A 17,190-nucleotide genomic window follows, 5' to 3' on the forward strand; every position below is an offset into this window, starting at 1 on the left:
TTTACTTTCCTTTTCTGGCATTGATTGCCAGCTGTAAACAACCAAGGACGCCCTGGTTATCGTTGAGACTTGCAGGAACAATATAGTTGTCTAAATCAGCGAGTTCTTTTGTTTTTATATATCCGTTCAACTGCTCTTTTACTTGTTTTCGAATGAGGGGGAAAAGCTGCATTTGATGCATTACTCCGCCACCTAAAATAATTCGCTCGGGACTCAGGGTAAGGATAATATTGCAAAGTGCCTGTCCGATATAGTAGGCTTCTATCTCCCAAACCAGAGGAACACCGGAGAGGCTATCCGCTTTCTTTCCGTAACGGGCTTCCATTGCCGGACCGGATGCCATGCCTTCAAAACAGTTTTTATGAAAGGGACAGATTCCCTGAAAATGATCTTTTTCGTGCGGCACAAGAATCATATGTCCAAGTTCGGGATGAAGCATACCGTGAAGAAGCTTTCCGTTACTCAATACTCCGCCGCCGATTCCGGTACCAATCGTTATGTATACGGCATTTTCGAGACCGCGACTGGAACCGAAGGATACTTCTCCCAGCAAAGAGCCGTTTACATCCGTATCAAAACCGGCAGGAACCGAGAGCGCTTTCTCAATTACCGGTAAAATAGGATAATTCTGCCATTTTACCTTCGGCGTACTGGTAATGTAGCCATAGGTCTCAGAGGACTTATCCAGGTCTATCGGCCCGAAGCAGGCTACACCAAGTGCAACGATTCCCTTGTCCTTAAAGAAATCAATCACTCTGGGCATTGTTTCATCCGGACTGCTCGTCGGGATGGATACTTGTTCCAGAATTTCCCCGTTTTCTTTGCAAATAGCGCAAATCATTTTTGTTCCGCCTGCTTCCAAAGCACCATATACCATAGTTTTTACCTCATTTTCCTAAAAAATTATCAAACTGCCTTTTTCCCGTTGCATCTTCTCCGAGCAAGGCTGAATGAGAAGCTTTCGTGATATAGTGTATATAAGCGAATGAAAAAATGCAATCTCTGAAGCGAGACTTGAGGGAAGAAAAAAGAAACGCTTTTTCCGTATTTTATTCCGCTTTTTAAGCTTGTTGAAGATTTTTTATTCGGGTATAATAAACGGGATTGTAATGACAGGGATTTTGGAGGAGGGAGTAGGATGAAATCTGGTTCCGCTAGCGAGAAAAGTGCAGGAAAAGGAAAGGATGGAAGCGTTATGCCTAAAACGGAAACGGTTCGGTCGAAGAAAAAAACGCTATCCAAGACGCTTGAAAAGACTGTGAAAAAAACACGCCAAAAGATTGATAAAACGGAAGAAACGCGTACTGCTGAGAAGAAGGACTCCTTAAGCCTAAAAGAAAGAGCGGAAATCTCCTATCGGAATAGATTGAAGAAGCATTACGATGAGATGAAATGGCTTTATCATGAGCTGTATCACGGTGCGGATGAAGCTTTCCAATATCTTCTCGGTTTATTGGAAAAGTATGCTCTGAGTCGTGAAGAGGATTTGCTTCTTCTGGATGAAGAAAGAATGGCAAAGCCGAACTGGTATAAAAATAACGAGCAAATAGGAACGCTCCTTTATGTAGATCATTTTGCGACCAATTTGCAGGGAGTGGAGAAAAACCTCTCTTACTTAAAAGAAAGCGGTTTCAATTATCTGCAGATTATGCCTATCTTGGAGAGCCCAAAAGGAAAATCGGACGGGGGATATGCCGTTTCGGATTATCGAAAGGTTCAACCGGAACTGGGGAGTATGGAAGATCTTCGTTCTTTGTCCAAGGCCTGTCATAAAGATGGAATGATTATCGGACTGGATTTTGTGATGAATCATACCTCTGAAGAACATGAATGGGCAAGGAGAGCAAGAGGGGGAGAAAAAGAATTCCAGGATCGCTTCTTTGTGTTTGACGATTGGGGTATTCCCAATGAATTTGAAAAGACGGTTCCCCAAGTCTTCCCGGAATCGGCGCCGGGAAATTTCACCTACTATGATGATATGCATAAGGTGGTTATGACCACGTTCTATCCCTATCAGTGGGATTTGAATTATGCCAATTTCATGGTATTTAATGATATGCTGGAGACGGCGTTATACTTTTGTAACCAAGGAACGGATGTATTCCGTCTGGACGCGGTTCCCTATATTTGGAAAAGGCTGGGAACCAATTGTCGCAACCTCCCCGAGGTGCATACTTTGGTTCGACTTTTCCGTATGGCTATAGAAATCGTAGCGCCCGGTGTTCTTCTTTTAGGAGAAGTGGTCATGGAGCCGACTAAAGTAATGCCATATTTCGGAACGGATGAGAAACCCGAATGCCATCTTCTTTATAACGTTACCACCATGGCGACTACATGGCATACTCTTGCGACACAGGATACTCGACTTTTGCAACATCAACTTGGTCAGATTTTTACGCTTCCGAAAGACAAGATTTTTTTGAACTACCTTCGTTGTCATGATGACATCGGTTGGGGATTGGACTATGAATTTTTGGCACAGTTTGATATGGCTGAAGTTCCGCATAAGGCATTTTTAAATGCCTATTTCCGGGGCTTTGCAGACTTTTCCGAGGCAAGAGGAGAACTCTATAATGATGATCCGTTGAAAGGAGACGCCAGACTTTGCGGAACCACCGCATCTCTTTGTGGAATAGAGGCCGGTGTTAAGGAAGGAAATCAGGAGAAGATTGATGCCGCCATTCGTCTTGACCTGATGCTTCATGCTTTTCTACTCAGTCAGTCGGGTATCCCGGTATTGTATTCAGGGGATGAAATTGCCATGGAAAATGACTACAGCTACCATGATGATCCCTTAAAGCGACATGATTCCCGTTATTTGCACAGAGGAAAATTCCCTTGGGACAAGGCTGCTAAGCGAAAAAAGAAGGGGACGGTGGAAGAAAAGCTATATTCCGGTATTTTACGTTTGGAAGCCATGAGGAGAAAAAACAAAGCTTTTTCCGCTTTGGCCGATACTTGGATTATAGATACGAAGAATATTCATGTTCTGGCTTTCGGTCGTTATTATGAGGGAGAAAAAATTCTCTGCTTCTACAATTTCTCGGTGTTTGAAGAAATTGCCTATGTTTCCGAGGTGGAGGATTATGTCAATGTATTTACAAATGAGGGAATGAAGGCAAGAGATTTGCGAATTCCGTCTCATGACTTCCTCTGGTTAAAGACCAGTTTCTAAAAAGAAGGTGCGTTTTATGCGCATCATCCGTTATGTACAAGTTTTTTCGCCGGAAGAAGCTTCATTCTTCCGGCTCCGTTCATAACGAGTATCGTGCGCAAAGCGTGCGCTATCTCGTTTATCCTCTATATCACAATTGTATCTCCATCCATCAACAGCAAAAAATCTGATTTTATAGCAAGGAGCTTTCATGAAAAAAAAGGACGAAAAAGAAGAGAAAAAATCCATAAGTGAAGTAACGCAGGAAGGGAAGGAAGAATTGCTCAGTCCTCCGAAAAAAAGAAGAGGCAGACCTAAGAAGGAAGAAATTCCGGAAAGTTCCGGGGGAGAGGCTGAGGTTGCGGAACCTGTCTTAAAGGAAGAAAAGAAGAAAAAGAGAAGCGTAAAAAAGGCGGTAAAAGAATCTTCTTCGGAAGACAGTGCCCCCTCCGAGCTTCGCATAGAGGAGGACAATTCTCTATTTACAGCCTATAAAGAGACGCAGCCTGCCGATGCTCCGGAAGAACGGATAATGCCGGAAAAGACGGATGAACCGGTTAAAAAAGAGGGACCTCGTGATGCGGACGCGAAAGCTGTACAAGGCATTCTGGAAATCATGTCGGAGGGCTACGGCTTTATTCGCTCAGAGAATTTTCTTCCCGGAGAGCAAGATGTTTACGTGAACAATCTCATGATTCGCCGTTTTCACTTGAAGACGGGAGATATGCTTTACGGTTATGCAAAGTCCAGAAATCCGCAGGAACGTTACAGCGCTTTGCTTTATATAGAAAAGGTAAACAATCTTCCGATTTCCGCGCTTTACGGAAGGCCTGATTTTGATAAGCTCACTCCGATTTTTCCGGATGAGCGTATTCCCATGGAAAGAGAAGGAAAGCGTGTATCCACATCACTCCGTGTCTTAGATCTTTTGGCACCCATCGGAAAAGGGCAAAGAGGGATGATTGTCTCTCCGCCCAAGGCCGGAAAAACCACTTTGCTAAAGCAAATTGCACAGTCTATTTTACAAAATGAACCGGATATGACCTTACTGATTCTTCTTATCGATGAAAGACCGGAAGAAGTAACGGATATGATGGAAGAGGTAGTAGGGGATAAGGTTCAGGTGATCTACTCCACCTTTGATGAATTACCGGAACATCATAAAAGAGTGGCGGAAATGACGATTGAGAGAGCGAAGAGACTTGTGGAACAGGGGCAGGATGTATGCATTCTTCTGGACAGTATTACCAGACTTGCAAGAGCCTACAATTTGATTGTACCTTCCTCCGGAAAGATTCTTTCTGGCGGTATGGATTCTGCCGCACTTCATATGCCCAAGCGTTTTTTCGGTGCAGCCCGTAATATTCGTGAAGGAGGAAGCTTGACCATTCTGGCTACGGCGCTTGTTGATACAGGATCCCGTATGGATGATGTCATTTATGAGGAGTTTAAGGGGACCGGAAATATGGAACTGGTATTGAATAGAGAGTTGCAGGAAAGAAGAATTTTTCCGGCAATTGACATTCAAAAGTCCGGAACAAGAAGGGATGATTTACTTTTGAGCCCTCTTGAGAAGGATGCGGCCGATTTTCTGCACAGAGAGCTTTCTTCCGATAAGAAAAATGCGGTGGAAGATACTCTTTCTCTCTTTGACAGAACCTTAAACAATATTAAACTATGCGAAACTTTGGTGCGTGGAAAAACCGTCACCGCCCCGGAAAGAACGACGGAGCGCGATGAAAATGTGTTTGTTCGCGTAAATAAAAAGAATTTTTCAAATTAAATGTAACCTTTTTCTGTATTCTCTGTCTCTATAGATGTAGCGCCCTTTGAGGGAACTATGAAATGAGGGAGAGTAGGGTCTCCCGTATAAAACGGAGGATAAAAAAATGAAAAAGAACAGTACTGTAGTAAAGAAGGATTTGTTGAAAAAGGCCGGTATCGTTTCCGCTGCCATGCTTCTTGGAATTTCCATGATGGCCTGCGGATCTTCTTCCGGTTCGGATAAAGCAAGCACAGAAAAGACAACGGTTGCCAGCGAAGCTGCGAAGGAAACGAAAAAGGCAGGAGAAAAAGCCGAAGAGAAGTCTGAAGCACAGGAATTAAAGGGAAAAATTTCCGAGATTAAGGATTTCATGTTTACGGTTACCACGGATGACGGAAAGTCCTATGCGCTGAACTTTGATAAGAAGCCGGAAGGGCTGGACAAGGTGAAGGAAGGAGATGAAGTAATCGTTCACTACACCGGAGAGCTTTCCGAAGTGGATTCCTTTACTGGAGAGATCCTTTCTGTAGAGAAGGCATAAAAATTCACACTCCGGACATATCTTTCTTTTATCCTGTACTATCAGTTAAAACTTAGTGATTTTTGAGCGAATTTATAGGGTGGATATGGAAGATCAAAAGATTCTGGAGTTGTTTTTTGCAAGAAATGAAGAAGGAATTCTCCGTTTAGAGGAACAGTATAAGGCTTATTGCGGGAAGATTGCGAGTCAGATTCTCTCACAAAGAGAGGATGTGGAAGAGGTCTTAAACGATACTTGGCTCAGCGTTTGGAATGCCATTCCTCCGGAGAAGCCTTCTTTTTTAAAGGCTTATTGTGCCAAAATTGTACGAAATACCGCCATTAATCGTTTCAAGATGATTGGAGCAAAGAAGAGAGCGAGTGATAGTTTCACGGAAAGTGTAGACGAGCTCGGTGAAGATATACAACTTTCTTTCAACAATATAGAAGATCATATTAACGAAGAAGCCTTGGTTTCCGCAATCAATGATTTTCTGTCCCGTGAAAAGAAAGAGCTCCGTATTTTTTTTGTCAGACGATATTTTTATCATGATGAAATCAAAGAAATTGCGTCGAAATATAAGGTAGGAGAAAGTAAGGTAAAAGTCAGTCTGCATCGTATGAGGGAAGCTCTGAAGAAAAAATTGCAAGAAGAAGGTCTGCTATGAAAAGAAATAAATTGATAGAGGCAATGGGGAAAATAGAGGATCGCTTTATTTTGGAAGCGGATGAAGAGGTGTCATCTAAGAAGGCAAAGATTTTCTCCTTTGGCGAGGGAAAAAAATGGATAAAATCTTCTTTTGTAAAAACGGCGGTTGCTGCCTGCCTGATTCTTTCGGTTGTTCTCCCGAATGTTTCTGAAAAGAGTGCCTATGCCTTGCAAGCCATTCCGGGACTTGGAAGATATTTCCAGTTAATCACTCTTCGAAACTATTCTTTTGATGACGGACAGCATAGTGCGGAAGTGGATACTCCGCTTCTTGCCGTAGAGGCGCCGAAAGAAGTTGTGGAGGCATATGGAGAGAGAAGCGTTGCGGGAGCTTCTCAAGATGAAGTTCAGGACGGAATTTCGGGGGAAGAGGCAGCAAAGTCGGCATTTAAAGAAAAAGAAGATGAAAAATTAGCCTCTGCAGAGCAGATTAATTTGGATATCAATGCGAAAACGGAGGAGTTGATTCGTGAATTTAAAGAAGAACTTTCCAAAACGGAATATAAGAATTTGGATGTATCCTATAGTGTAATTTTAAATTCTGAGGATTATTACGTTCTTGCTCTTTCCGTGTTGAAGCAGGAGGGTGATACGCAGACCATTCATCATTATTATACTGTGGATAAGCATAGCGGGGAACTTTTACAGTTGGCAAAGCTTTTTCCGGACAGACCGGACTACAAGGAGATTTTATCCGAGGAAGTTGTCAGACAAATAAAGGTACACAACCAGAACTCTAAAGATAAATATTTTCTGCAGGACGGGGAGGATGAAGAGGGCTTCAGAGAGGTAACGGACGAGCAAAGCTTCTATATTAATGCCGATAAACAGCTGGTTTTGGTTTTTCCGCAGGGGGAAGTGGCACCGATGTATATGGGAGAAAGTCAGTTTATTATCCCAAAGAGCATTTGGCAGGAAAGCTAAAGCTGTGATAGAATAGGCTATGTTGCAAGTAGGCTTTTTAAGGGCGAAAAATGAAGTTCACACGACATAGTATAGAGAATCGTTTATATGAAATGAAAAGTAAGCGAGCACGAATATGGCACAGGTTTACAGGAATTTTGAAGACGGTAATCCTGTTCTGTTTCGTTGCTTCGCTTTTTTTGGGTGCATCTTTCGGCTACGGTTTGTTTAGAGGAGTTTTGGATTCCGCTCCCGATATTCATAAAATTCATGTAGGGCCGACTTCTTACGCCACAAAAATTTATGACAAGAAGGGAAATCTGATGTCCACCCTTGTTACGGAGGGGTCAAACAGAGAGCGAGTCAGCTACGAAGAACTCCCGAAAGACATGATTAATGCCTTTGTGGCGATAGAAGATGAGCGTTTCTGGAGACATAACGGCATCGATTTTCGCTCTATTTTGCGTGCAGTAAGAGGAGTAGTCTCCGATGACAGTTCAGCCGGAGGCGGTTCAACGATTACGCAACAGCTTCTGAAAAACAATGTTTTCGGCGGCGGTCTGCACGAGGGAAAATTTGAGAAATACGTACGAAAGATTCAGGAACAATATTTGGCCTTGGAATTGGAGGACCAGCCGGGTCTCGATAAAAAGGAAATTAAAAAAGTATTTTGACCGAGTACTTAAATACGATTAACCTTGGAGCCAATACTTTGGGCGTAAAGGTTGCAGCACGTCGTTATTTTAATAAAGAGGTTTCGGAATTGAGCCTCTCCGAGTCAACCGTTATCGCTGCGATTACGAAAAATCCTTCCAAGTTAAACCCGATAACCCATCCCGAGAACAATGCAGTCAGAAGAAAACAGGTTCTGCACAATATGCTCAGTCAGGGTTATATTGATGAAAGTCGCTATCAGGAAGCGCTGAATGACCCTGTGTATGAGCGAATTCAAAATGTTAATTTAGTTACGCAGGGAGAGGATAAGCCCTATTCTTATTATACGGATGAACTTACGGAGCAGGTAGTTGATGCTCTTATGGAAAGGCTCGATTATAAGAAGGAAGATGCCACAAAGCTGCTTTATTCCGGCGGTTTGACGATTTATGCAAACCAGGATCCGGATCTGCAAGCAATCGTCGATCAGGAAATCAATAACCCGGAGAATTATGATACGGCAAAATATTCCATTTCCTGGCGATATACTTTGCAACATGAAGACGGTACCATTGTTAATTTCAGCGAAAAGGATATAGAAAAGTATTTAAAAGAAGGAAAGGGGCTCTCCTTTAACGGCCTGTATACCTCGAAGGATCAGGCTAATAAACGGATAGAGGAATTTAAAGAGAAGGTTACTGTGGATTCCGATCGTATCCTGGGAGAAACGGTAGATTATGTATTGGAGCCTCAAGCATCCTTTGTCCTGATGGATCCGCATACAGGCGAAGTTTTGGCTCTTACGGGAGGCAGAGGCGAGAAAAAACAGAGTAAAACCTTGAATCGTGCCAGTAATGTTCTGCGTCAGCCCGGTTCCACCTTTAAAATCATCACTTCCTTTGCACCGGCCATCGATTTATACGGAGCAACGCTTGCCTCCACCTACTATGACTCGGAATATACTTTGGGAAATAAGACCTTTAAGAACTGGTATTCCGGAGGATATTTGGGATTTCAGAGTATTCGAGACGGAATAGTCTATTCTTTGAATATTGTGGCGGTTCGTTGTCTTATGGAGACGGTTAAGCCGGAACGAGGCTATCAATATGCGGAGTCTTTGGGGATTACATCCTTGGTAAAGGATGATGAAAATCCTGCCCTGGCTCTGGGCGGATTAACCCGCGGTGTATCGAACCTGGAGCTTACCCAGGCATTTTCCGCCATTGCCAATGGGGGAGAACTGGAAAAGGCCAAGTTTTTCTCTAAGATTGTGGATCAAGACGGAAAGGTACTCATTGATACGACGGAGGATAAGCCTACACAGGTTATGAAAGCCACTACAGCTTACCTTCTTACGGATGCCATGAAGGAATCCATGGAATCGAACCGTGCCTTTGCATCCGATGTACGGGTAAGTTCTACATCCACAAGGGCGCATTTTGACGGGATGAGTCAGGCCGGAAAGTCCGGAACAACCAGTAATAACAGAGATATTTGGTTCATCGGCTATACACCCTATTATATCGGCGGAGTTTGGGGCGGTTGTGATGATAATCAGGTTTTAAAAGATGCGAAAACCGGGGAATACAACGGCGGAACCGGATTCCACAAGGATATATGGCGAAAAATCATGACGAAGATTCACGAAGGGAAGACGGATCCGGGCTTCAGTAAGCCGGAAGATATTGTGGAAGCTCAGGTATGCCGAAAGTCAGGAAAGCTTCCGACTTCAGGATGCTATCAGGATTACAGGGGCAGCGCCGTCATTACGGAACTTTTTGCCAAGGGAACGGTACCTACGGAAAAATGTACCTATCATACTTCCTGGGGCGCTATGCTTGTTCCTGAAAATCTGCGAGACTTGGATACGGATGATCATTATTACAGCTACAAGGAACCGGAGGAAGAGGAAGAAGACGAGGATTCTGAAAGAGATTCCGACAGTTCGGAGAAAAATACAAAAAATAAGATTACGATTTCCGAACAAGGACCGAGTAAAAAGAAAAGTGCCGAGGATTAGGGAATGAAATTTATTAAGGAGTGCTTTTACGGAGAGGTTGAAGAGAAGAAGTCCAAGTTTTACGCCGGACTTTTTCCGCTTGAAAGAGAAGAGGATGTAGAAGGGCTCCTTGAAGCATGCAGAAAGAAATACAGGGATGCAAGACATCACTGCTATGCCTATATTTTTCTGGAAGAGGGAGACGGAATTCTGCAGGAGCACAAGAAGCAGAGTGATGACGGAGAACCGGCAAAGACCGCAGGGATGCCTATTTTGCAAAGGATGGAAAGTCTGGAACTGAAAAATGCCCTTCTTGTGGTAAGCAGAATTTTTGGCGGTACGCTTCTTGGAACCGGAGGTCTTTCACGAGCCTATTCCGATGCGGCAAAGGCGGTACTGGAAAAGGCGGTTTTTCTGGAGAGAATCGAGGGGTGGGAACTGCAACTGCAAATTCCGTATTCCTTACTCGGAAAACTGGAGTACAGTTTTACGGAACAGAATATTTCTATTTTGGATAAGGCTTTTACAGAAAACGTGATTCTTAAGATACGCGTTCAAGAAGAACAATATTCCGGTTTTGAAAAGCAAATCCGGGAATATGGACCACAGGTGGTTTTCCTTGCAATCAAAAAATGCCGGTGGTATACTCGATAAGTTAAAGCAATAAATAAATATTGTATAAATTTGTTAAAGTTTAAGTTTGTTCGATTTCGTTCAGGAAGTGAAAATTCATGTTAAAAAAGAGAGAAGATGTTCGTAATGTAGCCATTATTGCCCATGTAGACCACGGGAAAACAACCCTAGTGGATGAGCTTTTAAAGCAGTCCGGTGTATTTCGCGACAATCAGGATATCGGTGTTCGTGTCATGGACTCGAATCCCATTGAGCGGGAGAGAGGCATTACGATTTTAGCGAAAAACACTGCTGTAAGCTATAATGGAGTAAAGATTAACATTGTCGATACACCGGGACACGCGGATTTCGGCGGTGAGGTTGAGCGTATTTTAAAAATGGTGGACGGCGCCATTTTACTTGTTGACGCCTTTGAGGGACCGATGCCGCAGACTCGTTTCGTTTTGCAGAGAGCCTTAGAGCTTCGCCTTCCTGTTCTTTGCGTAGTCAATAAAATCGATAAGCCGCAAGCTCGTCCGATTGATGTTGTGGATGAGGTTTTGGAGCTGATGCTCGACTTAAATGCCTCCGATGAGCAGCTGGACTGCCCCTTCCTCTTTGCTTCCTCGAAAAACGGCTATGCGAAGAAAAATCTGGAAGATCCCGATGTGGACATGAAACCGCTTTTTGAGAGCATTATCGATTTTATTCCGGCACCGGAGGGAGACCCCGATGAGGAGACGCAACTTCTCGTTTCTACGATAGACTACAATGAGTTTGTAGGAAGAATTGGAATCGGTAAGGTGGAAAACGGAAAAATCAAGGTCAATCAGGATGCTCTGGTCGTAAACCACCACAATCCGGATAAAAGAAAGAAAGTGCGAATTACAAAACTCTATTCCTTTGACGGATTAAAGAGAGTGGATGTGGATGAGGCTACTTTCGGAGATATCGTAGCGGTATCCGGTATTGAAGATCTTCATGTAGGAGATACCATATGTACGGAGAAGAACCCGACCCCGCTTCCCTTCCAGAAGATTTCCGAGCCGACCATTTCCATGGACTTTATGGTCAATGATTCTCCGCTTGCCGGAACAGAGGGAAAGTTTGTGACTTCCCGTCATATCCGTGACAGACTTTTCAGAGAATTAAATACGGACGTTTCTCTTCGCGTAGAAGAAACCGATTCTGCAGACTGTTTCAAGGTTTCCGGACGAGGAGAGTTGCACCTTTCCGTGCTGGTCGAGACCATGCGTAGAGAAGGTTTTGAATTTGCGGTTTCCAAAGCGGAGGTTATTTATAAAACGGATGAATCCGGTAAACAGTTGGAGCCGATGGAGATAGCGTATATCGATGTTCCGGAAGAGGCAACCGGTGCCGTTATCCAGAAACTAACCCAGAGAAAGGGAACTTTAAACGGCATGAGTCCTTTGGCATCCGGCTATACCAGACTGGAGTTTGAAATTCCTTCCCGCGGACTCATCGGTTACCGAGGAGAGTTCTTAACCGATACCAAGGGGAACGGAATCTTAAATACGGAATTTGAAGGCTACGGGGAATATAGAGGAGACTTGAACTACCGTCACCAGGGATCCCTCATTGCCTTTGAGCAGGGTGAGGCGGTAACCTACGGTCTTTTCCAGGCACAGAACAGAGGCGTACTCTTTATTGGACCGGGAGAAAAGGTCTACAGCGGTATGGTTATCGGACAGAGTCCGAAGTCGGAAGATATAGAGCTGAATGTTTGTAAGACCAAGCATTTAAGCAATACGAGAACCTCCAGTTCCGATGAGGCTTTGAAGCTGGTACCGAAGAAAATTATGTCCTTAGAGCAGTGTATTGACTTTATTGATACGGATGAACTTTTGGAAGTGACGCCTGAGAACTTACGAATCCGTAAGAAGATTCTGGATCCTACGGCAAGAAAACGTGCCGGCTTTAACAGAAAGTAAGACAAGAAGAGTAAAACAGGACGAGCAAAACAGGATGAGCAAAATCTAGCGAGGTAATTTATGGCTTTATTTAAGGGAGCGGGAGTGGCATTGGTTACTCCTATGCATGAAGACGGGACGGTAAACTTCGAGGTACTGGAGGCAATTATTGAAGATCAAATTGCGGGCGGTACGGATGCCATCATCTCTGTGGGAACCACGGGAGAAGCGGCAACACTGACTGTTGAGGAGCACCTTGAAGTGATTCGTCATACGATTAAGGTGGTAAATCATCGCATTCCGGTCATTGCCGGCACGGGTTCCAATTGCACAAGATCTGCTTTGTATACTTCCAAGTGTGCGGAGGAAGCCGGTGCAGACGGCCTTCTTTTGGTAACTCCTTATTATAATAAGGCTACCCAGAAGGGGCTCTATCAGCACTTTAAGACCATCGCGGAATCCGTTTCCATTCCTTCCATTCTCTACAATGTTCCCGGAAGAACGGGAATGAGTATCGAGGCGAAAACGATGGCGGCTCTGTATCATGATGTGAAGAATATTATAGGGGTGAAGGATGCGAGTGGAGATGTCGGAAAAACCTTAGATTTGATGCGTCTTGTGGATGAGGACTTTTGCCTTTATTCCGGAGAGGACGGCTTGATTCTTCCCCTCCTTGCAGCAGGCAGCCTGGGTGTTATTTCCGTTTTATCGAATGTGGCACCGAAAGAAACCCATGATATCTGTGCAAAATGGTTTGCCGGAGACTTAGAGGGCGCTAGAAAAGAGCAGCTTCGAGCTTTGCCGCTTATTCGCGCCTTGTTCAGCGAAGTGAACCCCATCCCGGTTAAGGCTGCAATGAACCTGCAGGGAAAGAAAGTGGGTCCGCTTCGCCTGCCTCTTACAGAGATGGAAACAGAGCATTTGGATAGTTTAAAAGAGGAAATGATTCGTTACGGTATTTTAAAATAAAGAAGAAAAGGCTTGTGAAAAAGAAGAGAAGCTCCGGGTGTTTCCGAGCGGATTTTCTTTTTTACGGCTTTTTTCTTTTGTGGAGTAAAGGAGGGAAAATGAAACTGCTTTTACACGGTGCGCGAGGGGTAATGGGAAGAAACGTGATTGATCTTGCAAAAAACACGGAAGACTGCGAGATTAGCTGCGGTGTGGATGCCCATGCGGAAGGAGTTGGCCTCGGCTTTCCGCTTTATGAAGATATTTTCAAGGTAAAAGAAGACTTTGATGTGATTGTTGATTTTTCAGTAAGAGAAGCTGTGGACAGGCTCTTGGATTTTGCAGTTGAAAAGAAGAAGGCTCTTGTCTTATGCACAACGGGGCTTTCCGAGGAACAGGAAAAGAAGATTACAGAGGCGGCAAAAAGCATCCCTATTTTACAGTCCGGCAATATGTCTCTTGGCGTAAACATCCTGCAGGAACTGGTTCGACTTGCCGCGGCAAAGCTCTATAAGGAAGGTTTTGACATAGAAATTGTGGAAGCCCACCACCGGAGAAAAAAGGATGCGCCGAGCGGCACGGCTTTAATGCTCGAAAAAGCGGTAGAAGAGGGAGTCGGAGAGGCACTCAATAAGATATATGACCGGGAGGAAAGGCATCAGGCAAGAGAAAGACAAGAAATCGGCATGCTCTCCCTTAGAGGCGGTACAATTCCGGGTGTGCATGAGATTATTTTTGCAGGAGAAGATGAAATTGTAAAATTGGAGCATACCGCCTACAGCCGGAAAATCTTTGCCAAGGGAGCCATTACGGCGGCATTTTTCCTTCTTCAAAAAGAACCGGGAAAATATGATATGACCGCGGTTTTACGATAAAATCCCGAATTGTATTGAAGGAGTTCAAGTTTTCAAAGAATAGAAAGGGATGCGAAATGGAAGCATTTTCAAGCTATGAAAGTCCGTTATCCGGGAGATATGCCTCTCCCGAGATGCAGAAGATTTTTTCTCCGAGCTTTAAGTTCAAGACTTGGCGAAAGCTCTGGATTGCTCTTGCGGAAACCGAAAAGGAACTGGGACTTCCAATCACGGAAGAGCAACTTCGGGAGCTTCGGGAGAATGCCGAAAACATCAATTATGATGTGGCAAAACAAAGGGAAAAAGAGGTTCGACATGATGTAATGAGTCATGTCTACGCCTATGGGCTGCAGTGCCCGAAGGCAAAGGGCATCATTCATCTTGGGGCGACCTCCTGCTATGTGGGAGATAATACCGATTTAATCACGATGCGGGAAGGTTTAAGACTGATTCGAAAGAAGCTTTTAAACTGTATGAAGGTCCTTTCCGACTTTGCGATGGAATATAGAGCCCTGCCGATGCTCGGTTATACGCATTTTCAAGCTGCACAGACGGTGACTCTTGGAAAAAGGGCGAGTCTTTGGCTTCATGACCTCTATCTTGACTTTTGTGAAATAGAAGAGTGCATTCTGTCACTCAAGCTATTGGGTTGCAAGGGAACCACCGGGACACAGGCTTCCTTCCTGGAACTTTTTGAGGGAAACCATGAAAAATGTAAGGAGCTGGACAGAAGAATTGCAGAGAAGATGGGATTTTCCGAAGTTTATCCTGTATCGGGACAGACCTATTCCCGAAAGGTGGATTTTCGTGTTCTTTCCGTCCTCTCCGCAATCGCGCAGTCTGCACACAAGTTTTCCAATGACCTTAGACTTTTACAGCATTTAAAAGAAGTGGAAGAGCCTTTTGAGAAGCAGCAGATCGGATCCAGTGCCATGGCCTATAAAAGGAATCCCATGCGCTCTGAGCGAATGGCGGCACTTTCCAACTTCATTTCCTCGGAAATCATGAATCCGAGCATTACAGCTTCCACCCAGTGGTTTGAAAGAACCTTGGACGACTCCGCAAACAAGAGACTTTCCGTTCCGGAGGCGTTCCTCGCCTGTGACGGCTTACTGGATTTGTTTTACAATGTTGCGAAGAACCTCGTGGTCTATCCCAAGATGATTGCAAAGCATTTGAACCAGGAGTTGCCCTTTATGGCAACGGAAAATATCCTGATGGATGCGGTGAAAAAAGGGGGAGACCGACAGGAACTTCACGAGCGAATCCGTATGCATGCCATGGAAGCGGGAAAGAGAGTCAAGGAAGAGGGCTTGGAAAACGACCTTCTGGAAAGAATTGTAAAAGATGAGGCTTTCCCACTTACGGAAGAGGATATACAGGGACTTATGCGCGGAGAGCTCTATATCGGACGCGCAAAAGAACAGGTGGAGGAATTTGTATCGGAGTACATTCAGCCGATTTTGGAGAAAAATCGAGAAGAGCTGAATTTATCGGTAGAGATTAAGCTTTAGGAATTTGTGCTATAATGCAAATCGGGTGATTTTAAAATAGTAAAGGATTTGGAGGGAAGATGAAACGAATTTTTGCAATTCTGGCTTTGGTCTTTATTTTGCTGACTTTGCTTCATTTTCTTTATACCGCGTTTACGGGAGGAAGCAAGGAGTCGCTGCTTGCTCATCTCTTCCTTCTGATGATTGTACCAACCGTATTTTATGTATTGCAATGGGTAACCAAGTTGATACGGAAGGATTCATCGGAGACGGAGGAATAAAATCGCATCCGTATTTTGTGAAAGCCGGAATGGTTCTAAAATACTATTTTCAGTAAATGATTTGGAAAGGGGAAAATTATGGTTCAGGCAATCGTCGGTGCAAACTGGGGAGATGAAGGAAAGGGGAAAATTACGGACTATCTTGCAGAGAATGCAGATGTGGTAGTACGTTTCCAGGGAGGAGCCAATGCAGGGCATACCATTATCAACAACTACGGCAGGTTTTCCCTGCATCTGCTTCCAAGCGGTGTATTCAATCCGAATGTGACTTCCGTTTTGGGAAACGGAGTGGCCTTGGACATCCCCAAGTTTTTAACAGAGCTTCATGCTTTGGAGGAAGCCGGTGTTCCGACACCGAAGATTTATATTTCAGACCGCGTACAGGTTTTGATGCCTTACCATGTTTTACAGGATGAGTATGAGGAGGAAAGACTCGGGAAGAAGAGCTACGGCTCCACAAAGTCCGGAATAGCACCCTTCTTCTCCGATAAGTATGCGAAAATCGGTCTGCAGGTTAATGAGCTCTATTATGATGACATTCTGGAAGAGCAGTTACAGAAGATTTTGGAAATTAAAAATGCGTTGTTTGAGAGTCTCTACGGAAAGAAGGGACTGGATTATGACACTGTTCTTTCCGAGTTGAAGAAGCAGAGAGAGCAGATTCGTCCTTACCTTTGTGATACCTCTCTTTTCCTGAGAAAGGCGATTAAGGAAGGAAAGAAGATTCTTTTGGAGGGACAGCTTGGAACGATGAAGGATACCGACCACGGAATTTATCCGATGGTGACTTCCAGCCATACCCTGGCCTCCTTCGGCGCAGTAGGGGCCGGAATTCCGCCATACTCTATCAACAGTGTGGTTTGTGTTACAAAGGCATATTCTTCTGCAGTCGGAGCCGGTGAATTCGTTTCTGAAATCTTCGGAGAGGAAGCGGAGGAACTCAGAAAGCGCGGCGGAGATAAGGGAGAGTACGGGGCAACGACAGGTCGCCCGAGAAGAGTCGGCTGGTATGATGCAGTGGCCTCCCGCTACGGATGTGCTTTACAGGGAGCAACGGAAGTGGCTTTAACGGTATTGGATCCTTTGGGATATTTAGAAGAAATTCCGGTATGTACCGCTTATGAGATTGACGGAAAGGTAGTCAAGGACTTCCCGGTTACGCCTCTGCTTCGAAAGGCAAAGCCGATATATACCGTGTTGAAAGGCTGGCACTGCGATATTCGCGGAATTCGAAAGTACGAAGAATTGCCTGAGGCGTGTCGAGATTATATCGACTTTATTGAAAAGGAGTTGGAGGTTCCGATTACCATGGTATCCAACGGACCGGAAAGACATGAAATGCTGATGAGAAGACCGAAAATATAGAAA

Annotated in this window: 13 protein-coding genes and 1 pseudogene; 13 read left to right on the plus strand and 1 reads right to left on the minus strand. The window is 44.4% G+C overall.

All coding sequences use genetic code 11. The features are described from left to right. Position 1: 1 nt before the first annotated feature. Complete coding sequence (locus tag HMPREF9124_RS05750) at positions 2-877, minus strand: ROK family protein (protein WP_009429912.1); 876 nt, start codon at positions 875-877, stop codon at positions 2-4. A gap of 261 nt (positions 878-1,138) precedes the next feature. On the opposite strand from HMPREF9124_RS05750, the gene HMPREF9124_RS05755 reads away from it, so the two are divergent. The 13 genes and pseudogenes from HMPREF9124_RS05755 to HMPREF9124_RS05815 all read left to right on the plus strand — a co-directional run bounded on the left by HMPREF9124_RS05755 (position 1,139) and on the right by HMPREF9124_RS05815 (position 17,187). Then, on the plus strand, positions 1,139-3,175 hold the full coding sequence (locus HMPREF9124_RS05755) for an alpha-amylase family glycosyl hydrolase (RefSeq protein WP_009429377.1): 2,037 nt from the start codon (positions 1,139-1,141) through the stop codon (positions 3,173-3,175). Between the two features lie 190 nt (positions 3,176-3,365). Beyond that, the gene (rho, locus tag HMPREF9124_RS05760) at positions 3,366-4,937 is read left to right on the plus strand and encodes a transcription termination factor Rho (protein ID WP_009428372.1); all 1,572 of its coding nucleotides are present in this window, start codon (positions 3,366-3,368) and stop codon (positions 4,935-4,937) included. A 106-nt stretch (positions 4,938-5,043) separates the two neighbouring features. After that, the gene (locus HMPREF9124_RS05765) at positions 5,044-5,460 is read left to right on the plus strand and encodes a DUF1344 domain-containing protein (RefSeq protein ID WP_009427725.1); all 417 of its coding nucleotides are present in this window, start codon (positions 5,044-5,046) and stop codon (positions 5,458-5,460) included. Positions 5,461-5,545: 85 nt separating this feature from the next. After that, a complete protein-coding gene (locus tag HMPREF9124_RS05770) occupies positions 5,546-6,106 on the plus strand; it encodes an RNA polymerase sigma factor (protein ID WP_009429584.1) in 561 nt (186 codons plus the stop codon). Continuing rightward, positions 6,103-7,071: an RsiV family protein gene (locus tag HMPREF9124_RS05775; protein WP_009429020.1), complete on the plus strand. Its 969-nt coding sequence runs from the start codon at positions 6,103-6,105 to the stop codon at positions 7,069-7,071. The genes HMPREF9124_RS05770 and HMPREF9124_RS05775 overlap by 4 nt, the downstream gene beginning before the upstream one ends. Before the next feature lie 50 nt (positions 7,072-7,121). Further along, positions 7,122-9,724 (plus strand): annotated as a pseudogene (locus tag HMPREF9124_RS12495) (transglycosylase domain-containing protein). A gap of 3 nt (positions 9,725-9,727) precedes the next feature. Further along, complete coding sequence (locus HMPREF9124_RS05785; RefSeq protein ID WP_009429930.1) at positions 9,728-10,357, plus strand: IMPACT family protein; 630 nt, start codon at positions 9,728-9,730, stop codon at positions 10,355-10,357. Positions 10,358-10,434: 77 nt separating this feature from the next. Further along, positions 10,435-12,267, plus strand: a complete 1,833-nt coding sequence (gene typA / locus HMPREF9124_RS05790) for a translational GTPase TypA (protein ID WP_009428966.1) — start codon at positions 10,435-10,437, stop codon at positions 12,265-12,267. A 60-nt stretch (positions 12,268-12,327) separates the two neighbouring features. Continuing rightward, the gene (gene dapA, locus HMPREF9124_RS05795; RefSeq protein ID WP_009428292.1) at positions 12,328-13,215 is read left to right on the plus strand and encodes a 4-hydroxy-tetrahydrodipicolinate synthase; all 888 of its coding nucleotides are present in this window, start codon (positions 12,328-12,330) and stop codon (positions 13,213-13,215) included. A 98-nt stretch (positions 13,216-13,313) separates the two neighbouring features. Continuing rightward, positions 13,314-14,069, plus strand: coding sequence for a 4-hydroxy-tetrahydrodipicolinate reductase (dapB, locus tag HMPREF9124_RS05800; protein WP_036598014.1), 756 nt, complete (start codon positions 13,314-13,316; stop codon positions 14,067-14,069). 56 nt (positions 14,070-14,125) lie between these two features. Beyond that, positions 14,126-15,562, plus strand: a complete 1,437-nt coding sequence (gene purB / locus HMPREF9124_RS05805) for an adenylosuccinate lyase (RefSeq protein ID WP_009429386.1) — start codon at positions 14,126-14,128, stop codon at positions 15,560-15,562. A gap of 59 nt (positions 15,563-15,621) precedes the next feature. Beyond that, positions 15,622-15,822 (plus strand): hypothetical protein, encoded by a 201-nt coding sequence (locus HMPREF9124_RS05810; protein WP_009428566.1) that lies wholly within the window; start codon positions 15,622-15,624, stop codon positions 15,820-15,822. A gap of 78 nt (positions 15,823-15,900) precedes the next feature. Then, positions 15,901-17,187: an adenylosuccinate synthase gene (locus HMPREF9124_RS05815; protein WP_009428948.1), complete on the plus strand. Its 1,287-nt coding sequence runs from the start codon at positions 15,901-15,903 to the stop codon at positions 17,185-17,187. Positions 17,188-17,190 lie beyond the last annotated feature (3 nt).

The sequence above is a fragment of the Oribacterium sp. oral taxon 108 str. F0425 genome (assembly GCF_000214455.1).
In the GTDB taxonomy this organism is placed as follows: domain Bacteria; phylum Bacillota; class Clostridia; order Lachnospirales; family Lachnospiraceae; genus Oribacterium; species Oribacterium asaccharolyticum.